The organism is Rhizobium sp. BK650, from assembly GCF_014195325.1.
Lineage (GTDB): Bacteria > Pseudomonadota > Alphaproteobacteria > Rhizobiales > Rhizobiaceae > Rhizobium.
The window spans coordinates 827884-843433 of record NZ_JACIBK010000001.1; the positions used below are offsets into that span (position 1 = coordinate 827884).

At 61.0% G+C, this 15550-nt stretch carries 14 protein-coding genes; 6 read left to right on the top strand and 8 right to left on the bottom strand.

Going from position 1 to position 15550, the window contains the following annotated elements; all coding sequences use genetic code 11:
• The first annotated feature begins 20 nt into the window (after positions 1 to 20).
• Positions 21 to 1415, top strand: coding sequence for an MFS transporter (locus FHX15_RS04025; RefSeq protein ID WP_184393858.1), 1395 nt, complete (start codon positions 21 to 23; stop codon positions 1413 to 1415).
• 101 nt (positions 1416 to 1516) lie between these two features.
• Here FHX15_RS04025 and FHX15_RS04030 read toward each other — a convergent pair whose 3' ends face one another.
• The 3 genes from FHX15_RS04030 to FHX15_RS04040 form a co-directional block, all read right to left on the bottom strand.
• Positions 1517 to 1936: a GFA family protein gene (locus FHX15_RS04030; RefSeq protein ID WP_184393859.1), complete on the bottom strand. Its 420-nt coding sequence runs from the start codon at positions 1934 to 1936 to the stop codon at positions 1517 to 1519.
• A 387-nt stretch (positions 1937 to 2323) separates the two neighbouring features.
• Complete coding sequence (locus FHX15_RS04035) at positions 2324 to 2797, bottom strand: VOC family protein (RefSeq protein WP_184394033.1); 474 nt, start codon at positions 2795 to 2797, stop codon at positions 2324 to 2326.
• Positions 2798 to 2897: 100 nt separating this feature from the next.
• Positions 2898 to 3107, bottom strand: a complete 210-nt coding sequence (locus FHX15_RS04040; protein ID WP_184393861.1) for a DUF1127 domain-containing protein — start codon at positions 3105 to 3107, stop codon at positions 2898 to 2900.
• A gap of 99 nt (positions 3108 to 3206) precedes the next feature.
• Here FHX15_RS04040 and FHX15_RS04045 point away from each other — a divergent pair, with 99 nt between their 5' ends.
• Positions 3207 to 4079 (top strand): LysR family transcriptional regulator, encoded by an 873-nt coding sequence (locus tag FHX15_RS04045; protein ID WP_184393863.1) that lies wholly within the window; start codon positions 3207 to 3209, stop codon positions 4077 to 4079.
• A 46-nt stretch (positions 4080 to 4125) separates the two neighbouring features.
• Here the strand turns inward: FHX15_RS04045 and FHX15_RS04050 are convergent, their stop codons facing one another.
• From FHX15_RS04050 to FHX15_RS04060, 3 genes are all read right to left on the bottom strand, one after another.
• A complete protein-coding gene (locus tag FHX15_RS04050) occupies positions 4126 to 5106 on the bottom strand; it encodes an SDR family oxidoreductase (protein ID WP_184393865.1) in 981 nt (326 codons plus the stop codon).
• A 91-nt stretch (positions 5107 to 5197) separates the two neighbouring features.
• On the bottom strand, positions 5198 to 7291 hold the full coding sequence (locus tag FHX15_RS04055; protein WP_184394035.1) for a hybrid sensor histidine kinase/response regulator: 2094 nt from the start codon (positions 7289 to 7291) through the stop codon (positions 5198 to 5200).
• Positions 7284 to 8792 carry an ATPase domain-containing protein gene (locus FHX15_RS04060; RefSeq protein ID WP_184393867.1) on the bottom strand — a complete coding sequence of 503 codons (1509 nt, stop codon included), beginning with the start codon at positions 8790 to 8792 and terminating at the stop codon, positions 7284 to 7286. The genes FHX15_RS04055 and FHX15_RS04060 overlap by 8 nt, the downstream gene beginning before the upstream one ends.
• Before the next feature lie 217 nt (positions 8793 to 9009).
• Between FHX15_RS04060 and FHX15_RS04065 the strand changes: the two genes are divergently transcribed.
• Positions 9010 to 9816, top strand: a complete 807-nt coding sequence (locus FHX15_RS04065; protein ID WP_184393869.1) for a trans-aconitate 2-methyltransferase — start codon at positions 9010 to 9012, stop codon at positions 9814 to 9816.
• Between the two features lie 35 nt (positions 9817 to 9851).
• Here the strand turns inward: FHX15_RS04065 and FHX15_RS04070 are convergent, their stop codons facing one another.
• Both FHX15_RS04070 and FHX15_RS04075 read right to left on the bottom strand, forming a co-directional pair.
• Positions 9852 to 10331, bottom strand: a complete 480-nt coding sequence (locus tag FHX15_RS04070) for an Imm26 family immunity protein (protein ID WP_184393871.1) — start codon at positions 10329 to 10331, stop codon at positions 9852 to 9854.
• Positions 10332 to 10372: 41 nt separating this feature from the next.
• Complete coding sequence (locus FHX15_RS04075; RefSeq protein ID WP_184393873.1) at positions 10373 to 11716, bottom strand: FAD-binding oxidoreductase; 1344 nt, start codon at positions 11714 to 11716, stop codon at positions 10373 to 10375.
• 697 nt (positions 11717 to 12413) lie between these two features.
• Between FHX15_RS04075 and FHX15_RS04080 the strand changes: the two genes are divergently transcribed.
• The 3 genes from FHX15_RS04080 (at position 12414) to FHX15_RS04090 (ending at position 15537) form a co-directional block, all read left to right on the top strand.
• On the top strand, positions 12414 to 13184 hold the full coding sequence (locus FHX15_RS04080; RefSeq protein ID WP_246778861.1) for a glycosyltransferase family 25 protein: 771 nt from the start codon (positions 12414 to 12416) through the stop codon (positions 13182 to 13184).
• 303 nt (positions 13185 to 13487) lie between these two features.
• The gene (locus FHX15_RS04085; RefSeq protein ID WP_184393875.1) at positions 13488 to 14630 is read left to right on the top strand and encodes a glycosyltransferase family 4 protein; all 1143 of its coding nucleotides are present in this window, start codon (positions 13488 to 13490) and stop codon (positions 14628 to 14630) included.
• Positions 14608 to 15537 carry a glycosyl hydrolase family 43 gene (locus FHX15_RS04090; protein WP_184393877.1) on the top strand — a complete coding sequence of 310 codons (930 nt, stop codon included), beginning with the start codon at positions 14608 to 14610 and terminating at the stop codon, positions 15535 to 15537. The genes FHX15_RS04085 and FHX15_RS04090 overlap by 23 nt, the downstream gene beginning before the upstream one ends.
• The last annotated feature ends 13 nt before the right edge of the window (positions 15538 to 15550 follow it).

Genomic DNA, 15550 nt, shown 5'->3' on the forward strand with positions numbered 1-15550 from the left:
TAATTATTGGGAGTTTCTCAATGTCCCTTGTTTCCACCGCACCCATCTCTCAGGACGGCTTGGCAACGCCGCGACGGTATCTGGCCATCGCACTCATACTTGCGACAATCGTTCTCGTCGTCCTGGACGGAGCCATCGCCAACGTCGCCTTGCCCTCGATTGCGCTCTCGCTGCAGGCCGAAGCCGGCAACACCGTATGGGTCGTCTCGGCTTATCAGCTGGCGGTGCTGGTCGCCCTGCTTCCGTGTGGCGCGCTCGGGGAAATCTACGGTGCGCGGCGGGTCTTTCTGATCGGTGTCGCGCTGTTCACGGCGGCTTCGGCTGCCTGCGCCTTCGCGGGCGACCTCTCGCTGCTGATCCTTGCCCGTTTCGCGCAGGGTCTCGGCGCGGGCGCCATCATGGCGCTTGCCATGATGAATCTGCGCTCAGCCTTGCCGCAGCACATGCTCGGTCCGATCATCGGCATCAATGCCATGGTCATCGCCATTTCTTCGGCTGCCGGCCCCGGCATTGCCGGCGCGATCCTTTCGGTCACGACCTGGCCGTGGCTGTTTGCGGTCAATATACCGCTTGGCATCATTGTCCTGCTCAGCGGGGGCGTGCTGGGAAAAATGCAGGGCACGAACCGGAAGCTGAACGCCAAGGCCTTGCTGGCCAACACGCTGATGTTCATCCTCTTCTTCTACGGTGCCGACCAGATCGCCAATGCGCCGGCCAATGGCACGCTCCTCATCGCCGCCTCGATAGTCTGCCTTGTCATCCTGCTGCGCCTGGAACGCGGTAGCACTGCTCCGATCATTCCGACGGATCTTCTGGCGACACCGGCATTCCGCGTCGCGGTCATCGCCTCGATATCCTGCTTCTGCGGCCAGATGCTGAGCTACATCGCGCTGCCGTTCTATCTTCAACACAGGTTGCACATGACGCCGGTTCTCGCCGGTCTCTACATGATGCCCTGGCCTGTTGCGACCGCGGTCATCGCGCCGGTTTCGGGACGTCTGGCAAACCGCGTCAAGACGGCATGGCTTTGCGCCACGGGCGGCGCGCTGCTGAGCGGCGGCCTGCTTGTGGCCGTTCTCAGTCCGTCCGATCCAAGAGGCATCGCTTTTGTGGCTGGCACTGTCATCGCCGGCCTGGGTTTCGGACTGTTCCAGACGCCGAACAACCGCATCCTGCTTCTGTCGGCGCCGAAAGCCAGAAGCGGCGCGGCAGGCGCGGTGCAGGGCACTGCGCGGCTTCTCGGCCAGACGCTTGGCGGAATCTCGATGTCACTCATCTTCGCAACGCTGCCGCTCTCGGCCGCACCCGAATTTGCAGTGGCCATCTCCGCCGGCTGCGCGGCGATTGCAAGTCTGGTCAGCCTGAGCCGGGCCCGCTACGAGCTAGCGGGAGCTTCTGAAGACCGCCCTCGATAAGTGATCTGTCCGCGAAGCGGTGATATTGGCCTCTACCGCGACCTGTGAGGTACAGGCCACTCCGCAGCGGACAAGAATGAAGCAGGAGATTCAGGGGGCATTCAACCTGCGTGCCTGACAATGCTGCCCTCATGAAAATGCTCGCCGGCGCTGTCGATCTGAACCCAATGATGTTTAGATCGCTCGAAGATCGATTTAGCGGGAGCGGGGAGGTGGCTGGTCTCGGTTAAGGCTCCGAGCGCCACGCCGATCATGGAGGGCAGGTTTTCGGCCTTCCAATAGATCGACGAGCCGCAGTCCGGGCAGAAATAGGAATGCACCTTTCCGCCGCTTGCCGCATCGCGCGTGTATTGCCTGGCCGTTCCCGAGATGGCGACGGCTTCGACGGGATAGAAGGCGCCGGCGCCGAAGGGGGCGCCTGTTCGCCTCTGGCATTCGATGCAGTGACAGGCGATCACTGCCTTTGGTTCATCCGGCAGCGTCAATCCAAGCGCACCGCAGCTGCATCTGGCATTGGCCATCGGGATACTCCTTTGCGAAGGGTGGGGAAGATTTCGGGATTTTGCGGAAGGTGCCGGGCGCCGAGCAGGATTCGCTCGTCTTGAAGCGACGGCAGCTGCCACCAGCCGCGGCCATTCTCGGGGTGCCGCTAGCGAGAGATCAAGCTGAGCATGCCGATGAGACTATGTTCGAAGCGGCTATCTGTTGCTCAAACTATCAGGAGTAGCGCCGGTCGGCAAAATCTAATTTCGTTCTGCCATTAACTTTGAAAACGCGGAGATCGACGAAGTTTGAAGAATTGCCAGCCCATTCGAAAAGCCGGTCCCTGTGGAGCAGGCCCGGCTGTTTCAGGGAGGTAGACCGATCGACCGCCCCAGTGTCGTGATCTATTGCAAGGATCCGCTGCCTCAGCCGCGGCGGGCCGCTTCGATCGCTGCGACATCGATCTTTCGCATCGTCATCATTGCGTCGAAGGCGCGTTTTGCCGCAGGACCGCCGGCGCTAAGCGCTTCCATCAGGACCCTTGGGGTGATCTGCCAGGAGACGCCCCATTTGTCCTTGCACCAGCCGCATTCGCTTTCCTCGCCACCATTGTCGACGATCGCGTTCCAGTAGCGATCGGTCTCTTCCTGAGTTTCCGTGGAGATCTGGAAGGAGAAGGCTTCATTGTGCTTGATCTGAGGGCCGCCATTCAGGCCGATACAGGCAACGCCGCAGACCGTGAAATGGACGACCAGAACGTCTCCCTGCTGACCGGCCGGATAGTCGCCGGGTGCGCGGTGAATGGCGCCGACGCTGCTGTCCGGAAAGGTCTCGGCGTAAAAGCGGGCGGCTTCCTCGGCGTGCTTGTCATACCAGACGCAGATCGTGTTCTTTGCGATTGCCATTGCGCGGTCCTTTGCTGTTTCGTTCCCTCCGCAGTGACATAAGCGGCGAACCGGTTTTCGCCAGTCCCGGCGCGGCATTTAAGCTCCGACCCCGTTATCCCCAGAACCATGACCTGCTGACCTCGGTCCTTGCCTCGGAAGGGCTGACGCCGATATCGCGGAGCTGATCCTCGGAGAGATCGGAGAGTGCCAGCCGCTCGCGGCGCTTGCTGAAATACAGGGTGAGGCGCATCAGGCAGCGCCGCGCAATGCTGCCGCTCTGGGCGCGGTCCCTTGTCGTTGGCAGTTCTGCATCTGATATCATCGGGCATCTCCGGCATTCGTCTTGGAGGCCTCAAAATGGACTGGTGTGCGCTCCTAATGAAGCTTATGGTTTTTATGCAATCCATAAGGAATTCTTCTGATGTTGAACCTTGACCAGCTCGCCGCCTTCGTCAGCGTCGTCGATCTCGGCAGCTTTACCGCAGCGGCCGAAAGAGCAGGGTTGACGCAGCCTGCGGTCAGTCTGCAGGTGAAGCTTCTGGAACAGCGGATGGGGGTTCGGCTGATCGAGCGTGTCGGCCGTCGGGCGCAACCATCGGCGGCGGGCGTCGAATTGCTTGCGCATGCGCGCCGGATTCTCGGCGAATGCCTGTCGGCCGAGGAAGCGATGGCGCCCTACAGGCAGGGCGCGGTGGGGCGCGTGCGGATCGGCAGCGGCGGCACCGCCTCGATCCATCTGCTGCCGCGGGCAATCGCCGCCGCCAAGAAGCGGATGCCGGGTCTGGAGATCGTCGTGCGTGTCGGCAATACCGATGAGATGGTGCGTGATCTTGAAACCAATGCCCTCGATATCGCCGTCGTCACGCTGCCGGCGTCTGGCCGCTCCATCGAGATCGAGGCTTTCTACGAGGACGAGCTCGTCGCCGTGGCGCCGAAGGGAAGCATGATGCCGGATGGCGGTCCGACGCCCGACTTCTTCAAGGACAAGATCATGATGCTCTATGAGGGCGGCAATACGCGGCGCGTCACCGACGAATGGTTTGAGGCCGCGGGGATCAAGAGCCAGCCGACGATGGAGTTCGGCAGTGTCGAGGCTATCAAGGAACTGATCGCCGCCGGGCTCGGATGGTCGGTACTGCCGGGGCTTGCCTTGAAGCGCGACCGAGCCCGGTTCGTCACGTCACCCGTTCAGCCGCCGCTCGTGCGCCAGCTCGGGATGGTCATCCGCCGCGACAAACATCTGACAAAGGGGCTGCGCGAGGTCATGAAATGCCTTCGCGCATTCGAGGTTTGATTGATGCCCGTCGCTTACCCATCGGCGCCGGGCTTGAGGGGAGCAGTCAGCCCAGCGCACTCTGTTCGGCGCAGATGCGGTCGATCAAGGCATCGAACTCGCCCTTCGGCGGGCGGCCTTTGGCGAAACGCTGCTTGAGGTGCATGATCGGCTCGGCCAGGATATCATCCAGACTGTCGGCGCAGGTGAAGTCGCCGGCAACGCTCTTAACCTTGGAATTGTCGAAGAGCGCCGTCCAGGCCTTGTCGCCGGTCAGCGGGCCGATCCATTCCGGATTGTATTTTACCAGCGTATCTGTCGGCACGTGGACGATCCGGGCTTCGACGCCGAGCAATCGGCCGATCGCCTTCTGGATATCGTCCCAGATATGGGCGTGGTCGTTGGTGATATGGAAGATGTCCTGCAGCGCCTTCTGCTTGCCGAACAGGCCGACGAAGGGTACGGCAAAATCCACCGAGCGCGTCAGCGTCCAGGGCGTGTGGCCGTCCCCGGCGACGATGGTCGGTTCGCCGTCCAGCATCCTCCGCGCCATGACATCGCTGTCGCCCATCATGATCGGCAGGCCGGTGCGAACCGTGTGACTGGGACGCACGATCGTCCAGGCGAGGTTGTCGGCCTTCTTCAACAGCGCCTCGCAGGCGATCTTGGCCTGGCTGTAGGGCCAGTAGGGGTTGATTGCCGGCGTTTCCTCGGTGATCACGTAATGGCGGGCCGGCTTTTCATAGACCGAAGCCGACGAGATGAAGATGTACTGGCCGCAATGGCCCGAGAAGATCTCGATATCACGCGCGATCTGATCCGGCGTGAAGGCGATGAACTGGGCGACGACATCATAATTGGCCCTGGCGAGATCGGCATAGGCGGCCGATCCGAGTTCGCCGACGATCGAGGTGACGCCGGCGGGCAGGGGGTCGCCTCTCAGGCCGCGGTTGAAGACGCTGACATCATGGCCCTGCGCAACGGCGCGTTCGACGCAGGGATAGGAAATCTGGCCGGTGCCGCCGATGAAAAGGACTTTCAGAGCCATGCGGGGGACCTCGGTATCGGAAGGGGCGGGATTATCGATGATCTTCATAGCGCGAAAGAGATGGAGGGTCTCGTGGAAAATAACCGACACGCTAAGGCGACGGGTGTCCGTGTGTCGGCAGCTGCGCCGCGCGCGATCTGGGCGCGACCATCAGTTTGCCGATTTCCAGAGCCAGCTGATCCTGGGTGTAGGGCTTTCCGAGCTTGGCCACGTCGAGGTCCAGCCCGGGCGGGAGTTCGGCATATCCTGATGCAATGAGAATAGGCAGGCCAGGCGCGATCGTGCGGGCGGCTTTGGCGAGGTCTCCACCGGTCATGCCGGGCATGGAGTAATCCGTAATCATCAGGTCGAAGTTCCCACCGTTGCCGAGGCACTCGAGCGCTTCTTTTGCCGAATGAGCCTCGACCACTTCATGGCCGAGATCGGCGAGCATGTCGGCCGAGCTCATGGCGATCAGAACGTCGTCGTCGACAAGCAGGATGCGCTTCGGGCCATGGACCGCGTCAGCCTCTGCCGGCAGCGCGTGATCGGACTCCGTGTGGGCCTCGGCCGATGTGGAGACGGGGATCCAGAGTTCGGCTGTCGTGCCCTTGCCCGGGGCGCTTTGCAGTTTGAGGTCACCCTTCAATTGCAGGGCAAGGCCATGGATCATGGAGAGGCCGAGCCCCGTTCCCTTGCCCAATTCCTTTGTCGAGAAGAAGGGCTCTATAGCCCTTTGCAGCGTTTCCTTGTCCATGCCAAACCCGTGGTCGGCGACGGTCAGGACGACGTAACTGCCGGCGGCGAGTTCATCGGTCGGCGCAGCCTGCTCCTCCTGCCTCAGCTCGATGCGGATCGTGCCGCCATCAGGCATTGCATCGCGGGCGTTGACGGCAAGATTGAGCAGCGCGAGCTCGACCTGATTGGCGTCGGCCGACACTAGAGGAAGATGATCGGGAACCGTGGTTTCGATCATGATGGTCGAGCCCACGGAACGCTTCAGGAGGTCCGTCAAGCCGAGCACGAGGGCGCGCAGGTCGACCGGCCCGATGTGCAGATCCTGTCGCCGCGCAAAGGCGAGCAGCCTCTGAGTGAGAGAGGCACCGCGTTTGGCCCCCTGCAGGGCGCCGTCGATCAGGCGGGAGACCTTGGGGTCGTTTCCGACATATTTGCGCAGCAGTTCGAGATTGCCGAGGACGGCCATCAGGAGATTGTTGAAGTCATGCGCCACGCCACCGGTGAGCTGGCCGATCGCTTCCATCTTCTGAGCCTGGCGAAGCTGCTCTTCGGCGCGTTCGCGCTGGCTGATTTCCGCCATGACCGCGGCATGGGCCCGTTCCAGTTCGCGCGTGCGCTCGGCAACCTTTTCCTCGAGTATCTCGTTGAGCTGGCGCTGGTGTTCTTCGGCTTGCAGCCGAGCGGTGATATCTGCCGAGACGCCCACCAGCTTGATACCTTTTCCCGACCGGTCTCTATGGAGCAACGCCCGCATTTCGACCCAATGAACAGAGCCGTCGCTCCAGACTGTGCGGTATTCGACGGAATAGTCCGTCCCGGTTTCGACAGTCGCGTCCATTGCCGCCTGCGCACGCTTCCGGTCGTCAGAGTGAACGGACCGTTGCAGATCCTCATAGGTAAAGGGCTCTCCAGGGCGCCGGCCGAAAATCATCCTGCAGGTTGCCGAGGTCGTCAGCATTCCGGTCGCAAGGTCAAGTTCCCAGGCGCCGAGCCGCCCGGCTTCCAGGGCTGTTTGAAGCCGGCGTTCGCCTTCATCGAGGGCTTGGATATGCAATCGAGCCTCGTACTGACGCCGCCGCCCGCGCATGGCGGAGCGAGCCACGCTGACGAAAGTGGTCGCATGGAACGGGCGTTCGATGAAGCTGACATTGCCCAGGATTTCGGAAAGCCTGGCGGCGGCGGGATTGCGTTCCGGGCCGCCGCCTCTATTGGTGAGAATGATGAAAGGCAGGTCGGACCAGCTCGGCTGCTCCCCGATCCAGGCGGAGATGGCGCGCAGATCGGCCGATCGCAGCGCCTCCTCGGTGACAATGGCAAAAGCGACATCATCATTAAGGCTTTCGGCGAAAGAGCAGAGATCCGGCGCCGTCTTTGACTGTATGCCCACTTCCCGCAGAAGCGACGCGGCAATCTGCGCATCGCGGCCGATCGGGGCATGGATCAGGCCGATGGCGTTTCTGTTAGGAATGGTCTCGGTCCTCTTCTGACATGTCCAGAAGCGGCTGTTTTTCGCCGACGAATGTCGGCACGCCGCGAAGCACACCCTGGAAGCCGGAAAGCGGCTCGCCGAGCGTCAGCCCGGAATTTGTGATGCGGAATTCCCGGATAGTCTCCTCATGATTGCCTGTTCGTTTTTTGACGACGGAAATCGCTCGTCGCACTTTTCCGAGCGCCTCGAAATATCGCAGAAGGATTACGGTGTCGGCGAGATAGGTGACATCGACCGGCGCCTTCATGTCTCCGACAAGGCCGTGCTGGGCAACGGTCAGATAGGTATTTGCACCCTGGCGATTCAGATATTGAAGAAGCTCGTGCATGTGCAGGATAAGAGCGTTTTCCTCGGGCATCGATGCCTGATAGCCGTTGATGCTGTCGATCACGACGGTCTTGGCGTCGTAGCTTGCAACCCGATCCCTGACGCGCTGGGCAAACTCTCCTGGCGACAGCTCCGCCGCATCCAGTTGCTCAATGTGGATCAACCCTTCATCGCTCATCCTCTCCAGATCGATGCCCAGCGATTTTGTCCGCGTAAACAGCAGTCCAAGCTCTTCATCGAAAACGAATATGGCAGCCTTTTCGCCGCGTTTGACCGCCGCATCGACGAATTGAAGGGCAAACAGGCTCTTGCCGGTGCCGGCCGGGCCGATCAGCAGCGTGCTGGAGCCACGCTCGATCCCTCCGCCCAGAAGATCGTCCAATTCCTTGATGCCGCTTGAAAGTGTCGATCTCTCAAAGCCTCTTTTGTGCTCGATCGCTCGTAACCGCGGGAAGACCGACACGCCGCCGGTTTTGATGACGAAATCGTGGTAGCCGCCGCGAAAGGACTGGCCGCGATATTTGACGACCCGCAGCCGCCGACGCTCCGAGCCGTAAGTCGGTGCCAGCTGTTCCAGATGGATCACCCCATGAACGACGCTGTGAACAGTTTTATCGAGATTGTCCGAGGTCATGTCGTCGAGGAGCAGGACCGTGGCATCCGACCGAGCGAAGAAATGCTTCAGCGCAAGGATCTGCCGGCGATAGCGCAGCGAGCTTTGGGCGAGCAGCCTGATTTCGGAGAGGCTATCAATGACCACCCTCTGCGGGTTTATGCGCTCGAAGGCTTCGAAGATCAGCTTTGTGGTCTCGCCCAATTCGAGATCGGATGAATAGAGAAGGCTCTGCTGCTGATCTGCATCGAGCAGGCTTTCAGGGGGCACGAGCTCGAAGATTTCGATGCGGCCGCCGAGTTTCATTCCGTGCGAGGCGGCGCTATCGCGCAGCTCTTCCTCGGTTTCGGAAAGACTTATATAGAGGCAGCGCTCATTCAGAGCCGCGCCTTCAAGCAAAAATTGCAGGGCAATAGTGGTTTTTCCAGTGCCGGGCGAACCTTCCACCAGGAATACATGCCGGCGTGAAAAACCGCCCAATAATATGTCGTCCAAACCGGCTATACCGGTTTCGGCTTTCTTGCTCAGAACTTGGTCCATACTGCCTCCATAGAAATCCAAGAATTAGGGCAGGAGGTGTCGGGAGCAAGACTGCCGCCGACCTGGATTAACCAATGTCGAGCAATCTCATCGCTCGATGAGTGGCGTTTCCGTAGCGCGCCGCCGTTCGGCGGTGCAGGCACCGGCGGCGCTCCGATGGAAGGCTTGCCGAGCGGGGCATTTGCGTCTAGGTCTTGCCATCAGCGCGGAGATCGCCATGTCCGGTGACACCCTTGTCCGTTCCTTTGGCCGGGAGGCCTTCGGGCTCAGTCCTGAAAACTATCACTCTGCCCGACCGGCCTATCCGCCGGCGGTTTGGGAGCTCTTACGGCAGCGGGCCGGGTTGCGAGCCGGTATCTCGATCCTGGAAGTCGGAGCGGGGACGGGTCTCGCCACCGAACATCTTCTGGCGCATGACCCGCAACGGCTTCTGGCCGTCGAACCGGACACGCGGCTAGCCGAATTCCTGCGCGCCCGGTTGCTTCGCCCCGAACTCGAAGTGATCGAGCAGCCCTTCGAAGATCTGGACGAGGCTGGGCGATCCTACGATCTGGTCGTCAGCGCGACGGCATTCCATTGGCTCGATGCGGTTCCGGCGCTGCGGCGTATCCATGCGCTGCTTCGCGATGGCGGCGCTGTCGCCTTGATCTGGAACGTTTTTGGCGACAACAGCAGGCCCGATCCATTTCATGAGGCGAGTGCGCATTTATTCGCCGGGCATCGCCCAAGCCCGTCCGGCGGAGGAACGACGGAGACGCCCTACGGGCTCGACAGAGAGGCGCGGCTCAGGGATTTCAAGGCGGCTTCATTCCAGTGCGAGCCGCCCTTTATGTTCGAGTGGACGCTGACGCTCAATCCGCCCGCAGTGCGGCGGCTCTATGCGACCTATTCCAATGTCGTGGCAGTGGAGGCGGAGAAGCGCGAGGCGTTGCTTGATGCGCTTGAAGAGCTGGCACGGAGCGATTTTGGTGGTGTCGTCACCCGGAATATGACGACATCGGTTTTTGTCGCGAGGCGGGCATGAAGAGTCCGCGAACCACGGCGCCTGATGCTTCATGATCAGCTGAACTTGGCGCCCGTAGCCTTGTCGATCCGATCTGCCTTGATCTTCAGCGATTCAAACCAACGGTTAGGAGCCCCGGCAATGTGATCTCTAAGCCGATCCTCGATATGTTCGGCGCTCCATACGGCCGCAGGTTCTAGACCAATACACTCTTCGATATTTGCCGGACGCTCGTTACCCTCGGAGTAGATCGACAGCCTGCCACTGATGAGGTCCTGTTTGAAAAAGGAGGCAGGTCTCATCAGTTCTGTTTCTAACGGCCATTTTGCAACAACGGGCCATCTCCCTGATGTCACAGCTCGTCTCATCACCCACACCTTGAAAATTGGCTGTTTATCGCCAAGCGTTATGGGGTCTGCTGGCTTTTCCGCTATGTCGTAGGAGGCAAACAGCGGATCAGAAAGAACTCGCGCATAGGCTTTCAGTCCTCCGCCAAGTGCAATCTCAACAAGGCTTCCTTCTGTGCGGCGAGGCATGGTAACCCTATTCCTTTTTGCGGAAGTGGTTTCGCGTCAACTCAGATCGCCGGCCCCGGCCGGATGGGACTGCCGTCGGTGAAGCGTGACAGCCGGAAGCGGTTGAGGTCGTGGCCTGGGGCGTTGCCCTGGATGAGGTCGGAGACGATGCGGCCGATGCCCGGGCCGATGCCGAAGCCGTGGCCGCTCATGCCGGTTGCGATGAAGAGGCCGGGGATCGCCTGCGCGCGATCGACTATCGGCACGACATCCGGCATGGCGTCGATCATGCCGGCCCAGGCCGTCTTTAGACGGACGGATTCGAATTGCTGGAAGAGGCGTTTGAAATCGCACCTGATCGCATCGAGGCTGGATTTCTCCGGGGCGGGGTCGAGCACGCGCATCCGCTCGAACGGGCTTTCCGCATCCGCCGTCCAGTTGCGCGGTGTCGACCAGCTGTCGGGGTAGCCCTTGGGGGCTGCAAGCGAATAGCGCGTGCCGAAAGGGTGAGCCATGAGTGCTGGCAGATATCTCGTGGCGTGGCGGAAGACGTCCGGCCCGAGATAAAGGCGATGGTTTCCCGGCGCCAGCGTATAGCCCCCGTCCTGTCTGCGGCGGAAGGCAACCTCTGCACCGGCGACCGCGCCGCTATGGATTTCGGCCATAGGCTCAGTGGCGGCGACGGTGGCGCGCACGGCCAGCTGCGGGATGGAGATGCCATGGTTTCTGAGGAAAAGGGAAGACCAGGCGCCGCCTGCGACGAGAACGGTCGAGGTTTCGATGCGGCCGGCTTCGGTCCAGACACCGCTCACCTTGCCGCCGGATAGATCGAGGGTCCGTGCGGCGCAGTTTTCGACGATGGTGACGCCCAGCCGGGCGGCGAGCCGGGCGAGGGCAGGGACGGCGCGCCAGGGCTCGGCGCGCATGTCGGACGGCGTCGTCATGGCGCCGGCAAATTTGCGGGAAATGCCTTTGAAGAGGGCTGCCGTCTGGCCGCTGTCGAGCAGGCGGGTGTCGAGATCGTAGGCGCCGGCGAGCTTCATGAAGGTTTCGAAACCCGCCATCTCCTTGTCCGAGTTGGCGAGATAGGTGACGCCGGTCTGCGTGAGACCGATATCCTCGCCGCATTCTTCCGCCAGCTCTTTCCAGAGGCGGCAGGCCTCGATGACGATGGGAAGTTCGTCGGCGTCGCGGCCCTGCTTGCGGATCCAGCCCCAGTTGCGGGACGATTGTTCGGCGGCGATGCGTCCCTTCTCGACGAGCGTTACGGAAATCCTGCGCTTGGCCAGAAACAATGCCGTCGTGACACCGACGACGCCGCCGCCGATGACCACGACGTCGGACGTTTTCGGAAATGGGCCAAGATGCTGGATGGGGTCGTTCAAGGAGAAGGGGAAGGTGGGCAAACTGTGGATCCTGAAGTCTAATCGGTGACCCGACGATTGCACATCCGGAACCCAAACGACAAGCGCAGCCTTGGTGCCCCGGCGTATGCGGCAACTCCTCGCGTTTCAAATTCTGGTCGGTGTCGTGTTCGACAACTTCTCGGTAAAACGAGTTAGGAGGCGGCTATCTACCCACTGATGCGTCGGCGTGCGCTGCCCGCCTGCCAGAGCCAAGGCAAATCCGACCAGAATTAAATTAATTGAGAAGCTGCAGTGAGAGCAGCGTGGCCGGCACGGCATTCCCGCCCGCCTGTAGTACTGCTATCACCCCTATCGAGGAACGCGTTTCATATTACGCGACAATCTTCGGGAGTTTCAGCAGCGCCGCTATTGCAGATAAAACTATCGCGACAGCTAAGAACCGAACTTTTCTCTCGCTCCATCCATCCCGTGAACAAGAAAACAAAAAAGCCATAAGCCAGTTTATGGCGTCCAATAACGTTGCAACCAATGCCGCCGCGATGCCGATCGTCTACGCGCCTCTCATGGTGAGGTGCCGGCGGATCGGCAGGAGAGCATTGGAGTCCTTAAAAGAGGCGGCATTGGCGCGGCAGGGGCGGTTGGCCTGCGCGCAATTGCGTGGGGTGCAGGTTGCACAGCCGGCGGGAGAAATGCTAGGCGAGCATTTTTCGACGGGAGCCCCGATACGAGGGCGCCCATGGCGGCCCCGAGCAGCAGAAACCCTGGTTGGACGATGAGCATCGGCATCTATGTGATCAATCTCGACCGGTCCGTGGACCGGTGGAACGCGCTCTCCGATCAGGCCAGGGCCTTGCCGTTCGACCTTGTGCGCATTGCCGGTGTCGATGGGCGGGAGGTTTCCGCAGAGCAGCGCAACGGATTGGACGAACGTGCCTTTCAGCGCAACAACGGGCGAACGGTGCTGGCCGGCGAATATGGCTGCTACCGAAGCCATCTGAAAGCGCTCGCGGCCTTTCTGGAAACGGGCGAGGCCGCCTGCATCATCGTCGAAGACGATATTATTCTGTCTGCCGACCTCGCTCTCCGCGCTGAGGCGGCACTTGCAGCGGTGCCTGGCGCTGATGTGATCAAGCTCGTCAATCACCGCATCGTCGGCTTCAGGCCTGTCGCCACCTCCGACGCGGGCGACGAGATTGGCCGAGCGACGCATGGCCCACAGGGGTCGGCCGCGTGCTATGCGGTGACGCGGACCGGCGCCCGGAAGCTCCTCGATCAGATCGCCATTATGCGATTTCCCTGGGATATCGAACTGGAGCGAGGCTGGGCATCGCGCGCGCAGATCTATACGACCCGCGGGAACGTGACCGATATAAACGAGGGCAGCTCCAATATCGGCACACGATCCGTCTATAGGGCCACCAAATTTCGCTGGTGGAAGCGGCTCCCGACCTATGCGGTTCGCATCGCCGAGACAATCCGCAGAATCAACTATGCCATGAAGAAATAGGCAAGCAGGCCCGATCGTGGGTGCCATTTTGCTGTTGCCGGCAAGTCCGGCGCAATAGTTTTTGGTCTTTCAGCGGGCCGCTTAAGCGGTGTTGCAGTATTGCACAATACTGTCGCTCATTTCCAATGAGCGACTTCAGACAGTTACCCCAATAATGGTCGTTCTGTGACGTAAAACCTTACGATTCCGTATAGTTATCCAGTCTTGTTCATGACATATCGGCGGTGTAGATCATAGCCAGAAGCTATCGAGCAGTGTTCGGCCAACATCTCAACTCGATCGGCCATTGGTCTGAGGTGTATCGTGAGCGCTCGAAACGATTTCGTAGGTGATGTGCATCCGCATGCCTATGAAGCTGCCAATCCGGCAGCGTTTCATAAGCTAAAAATTCTTCATGTCTTGTTCTCCTCCAGAGTTGCGGGATCGGAACGGTACTGCGTCGATCTCGCCAACGGGCAGGCCGCTCTTGGGCATGAGGTGCATGTTGCCGGACGATACGGCTCGCCGATGGCGAAACTGCTGTCCCGGGAGGTCATTTTCCATGGCTTTGCGATGCCGTTTCTGCGCGGTCTCAGGCTGCGGCGGCTGGCTGCGCGAACAGGGATCGAGGTTGCGCACGGGCACCTCAGCCATGGCTGCAAGGCGCTGGCCGTTGCGCCTGACAACGTTGCCAGGATCGCCACCCTGCATGTCGGGTACAAGGCCAAACAGCATGCCAGCCTCGATGGGGTAATCTGCGTCAATGCCACCCAGGCAACACGGCTCGGTAAATATGATGGCCAGTCGACGCTGATTTCCAATTGGCTGCCCGATGTCAAATCCGCCGAGAGCTTTGACCTGCGCGCGCAGCTGAACTTGCCGCGCGAAACGCGGCTCATCGGCAGTGTCGGCCGTCTGCATCTGAGCAAAGGATATGACGTGCTGGTATCAGCCTTCCGGCAGGCGGCACCCAGCAATGCCGCTCTCGTCATCGCCGGCGAAGGGCCGCATCGCGCTGAGCTCGAAAAGCTTGCAAAGGGCGACAGCCGCATCCATCTGCCCGGTCATTGCAACAATGTGCCGGGGTTCCTGCGCAACCTGGATCTATTCGTGTCGCCGTCGCGCGAGGAGTCGGCGGGCCTTGCCATTCTCGAGGCCATGAGCGAGGGACTACCGATCATCGCCACGGCGACGGAGGGGCCTTTGGAATATCTCAGCCGCCATCCGGTGACGCTGGTCGAGCCCGGCTCGGTCGAACGCCTGTCTGCGGCACTTATCGACGTGCTGCGAGAAGAGTCGGTTGTCCGTCTGTCGCGCGTAAGCTACGACTTGGCTCCTTTTTCTCGATCGACGGGTATTAGTAATGTTCTCGATTTCTATTCGCGGGTTCTGGCTGGGGCCGGAGGGCAGGCCGCTTCCGATACCGACCAGCCGCGGTTGATCTATGCGACTAAAGCCCAAGAGTGATTTCTGGCAGGTCGGCATAGTGCCTGCGCCGGCTGAAGCCCTGCTCGATGCCGAGACTTTGGCGGATTGCGCAAGCCGCATCACATGGCTGCCCGATCCCGGCCCGTGGCGCTTTCTCGCCGATCCCTTCGCCGTGAGGCGGGGCGATGCCCTGCACGTCTTCGTCGAGGCCTATGACTACCATACAAAGCATGGCTTCATTGAGCGCCACGAACTGGGGCCGGATCTCGCCTGGCGCGGCAACGCGGCAGTGCTGGTCCAGCCCTTTCATCTCTCCTATCCGTTCCTGATCGAGCAGGATGGCGAGGTGCTGATGATGCCGGAAAGCCACAAGGCGGGTGAAGTGGCGCTCTACCGGGCGCGCGCCTTCCCCGACGGCTGGGTGCGCGAGACCGTGCTTTTGCGCGACATCCCGGCGGCCGAGGCCTGCCTGATCGAGTACGAAAGCAGATGGTGGATGTTCTACACACTCGTCGGGCCAGGCGCACGCGACCAGCGCGAGCTGCACATCGCCTATTCAGACAAGCTGACCGGCCCGTGGAAAACCCATCCGAAAAATCCCGTGCTCGTCGACCGCTCCGGTGCTCGGCCGGGTGGCACGCCCTTTGTCGATGCCTTGGGCAAGGTCGTGCTGCCGGTTCAGGATTGCAGCGTCAGCTATGGCGGCGGCCTGCGCTTCCTGCGCTTTGATCTGCTCAGCGAGACGCATGTGACCGTTGAACATCTGCCGGTGCGGCTGACGGGTGATCTCGCTGCTGCCAGTCATCTTGACGGGCTGCACACATTTTCCGCCTGCGGGGACCTGACGCTGATCGACGTGAAGCGCATCGACAGGTCTTTCGGTCGCCACATCGTGAACCTGAAACGAAAGCTGCTGCGGAAGGGCGTGCTGCCGACACCGGGTTGAGAGACATCGATCG

Excerpts from the sequence above, each read along its gene's own strand:
- FHX15_RS04025 (WP_184393858.1), top strand. The coding sequence starts at position 21 with ATGTCCCTTGTTTCCACCGCACCCATCTCTCAGGACGGCTTGGCAACG.
- FHX15_RS04030 (WP_184393859.1), bottom strand. The coding sequence starts at position 1,936 with ATGGCCAATGCCAGATGCAGCTGCGGTGCGCTTGGATTGACGCTGCCG.
- FHX15_RS04040 (WP_184393861.1), bottom strand. The coding sequence starts at position 3,107 with ATGATATCAGATGCAGAACTGCCAACGACAAGGGACCGCGCCCAGAGC.
- FHX15_RS04045 (WP_184393863.1), top strand. The coding sequence starts at position 3,207 with ATGTTGAACCTTGACCAGCTCGCCGCCTTCGTCAGCGTCGTCGATCTC.
- FHX15_RS04050 (WP_184393865.1), bottom strand. The coding sequence starts at position 5,106 with ATGGCTCTGAAAGTCCTTTTCATCGGCGGCACCGGCCAGATTTCCTAT.
- FHX15_RS04060 (WP_184393867.1), bottom strand. The coding sequence starts at position 8,792 with ATGGACCAAGTTCTGAGCAAGAAAGCCGAAACCGGTATAGCCGGTTTG.
- FHX15_RS04065 (WP_184393869.1), top strand. The coding sequence starts at position 9,010 with ATGTCCGGTGACACCCTTGTCCGTTCCTTTGGCCGGGAGGCCTTCGGG.
- FHX15_RS04070 (WP_184393871.1), bottom strand. The coding sequence starts at position 10,331 with ATGCCTCGCCGCACAGAAGGAAGCCTTGTTGAGATTGCACTTGGCGGA.
- FHX15_RS04080 (WP_246778861.1), top strand. The coding sequence starts at position 12,414 with ATGGCGGCCCCGAGCAGCAGAAACCCTGGTTGGACGATGAGCATCGGC.
- FHX15_RS04090 (WP_184393877.1), top strand. The coding sequence starts at position 14,608 with ATGCGACTAAAGCCCAAGAGTGATTTCTGGCAGGTCGGCATAGTGCCT.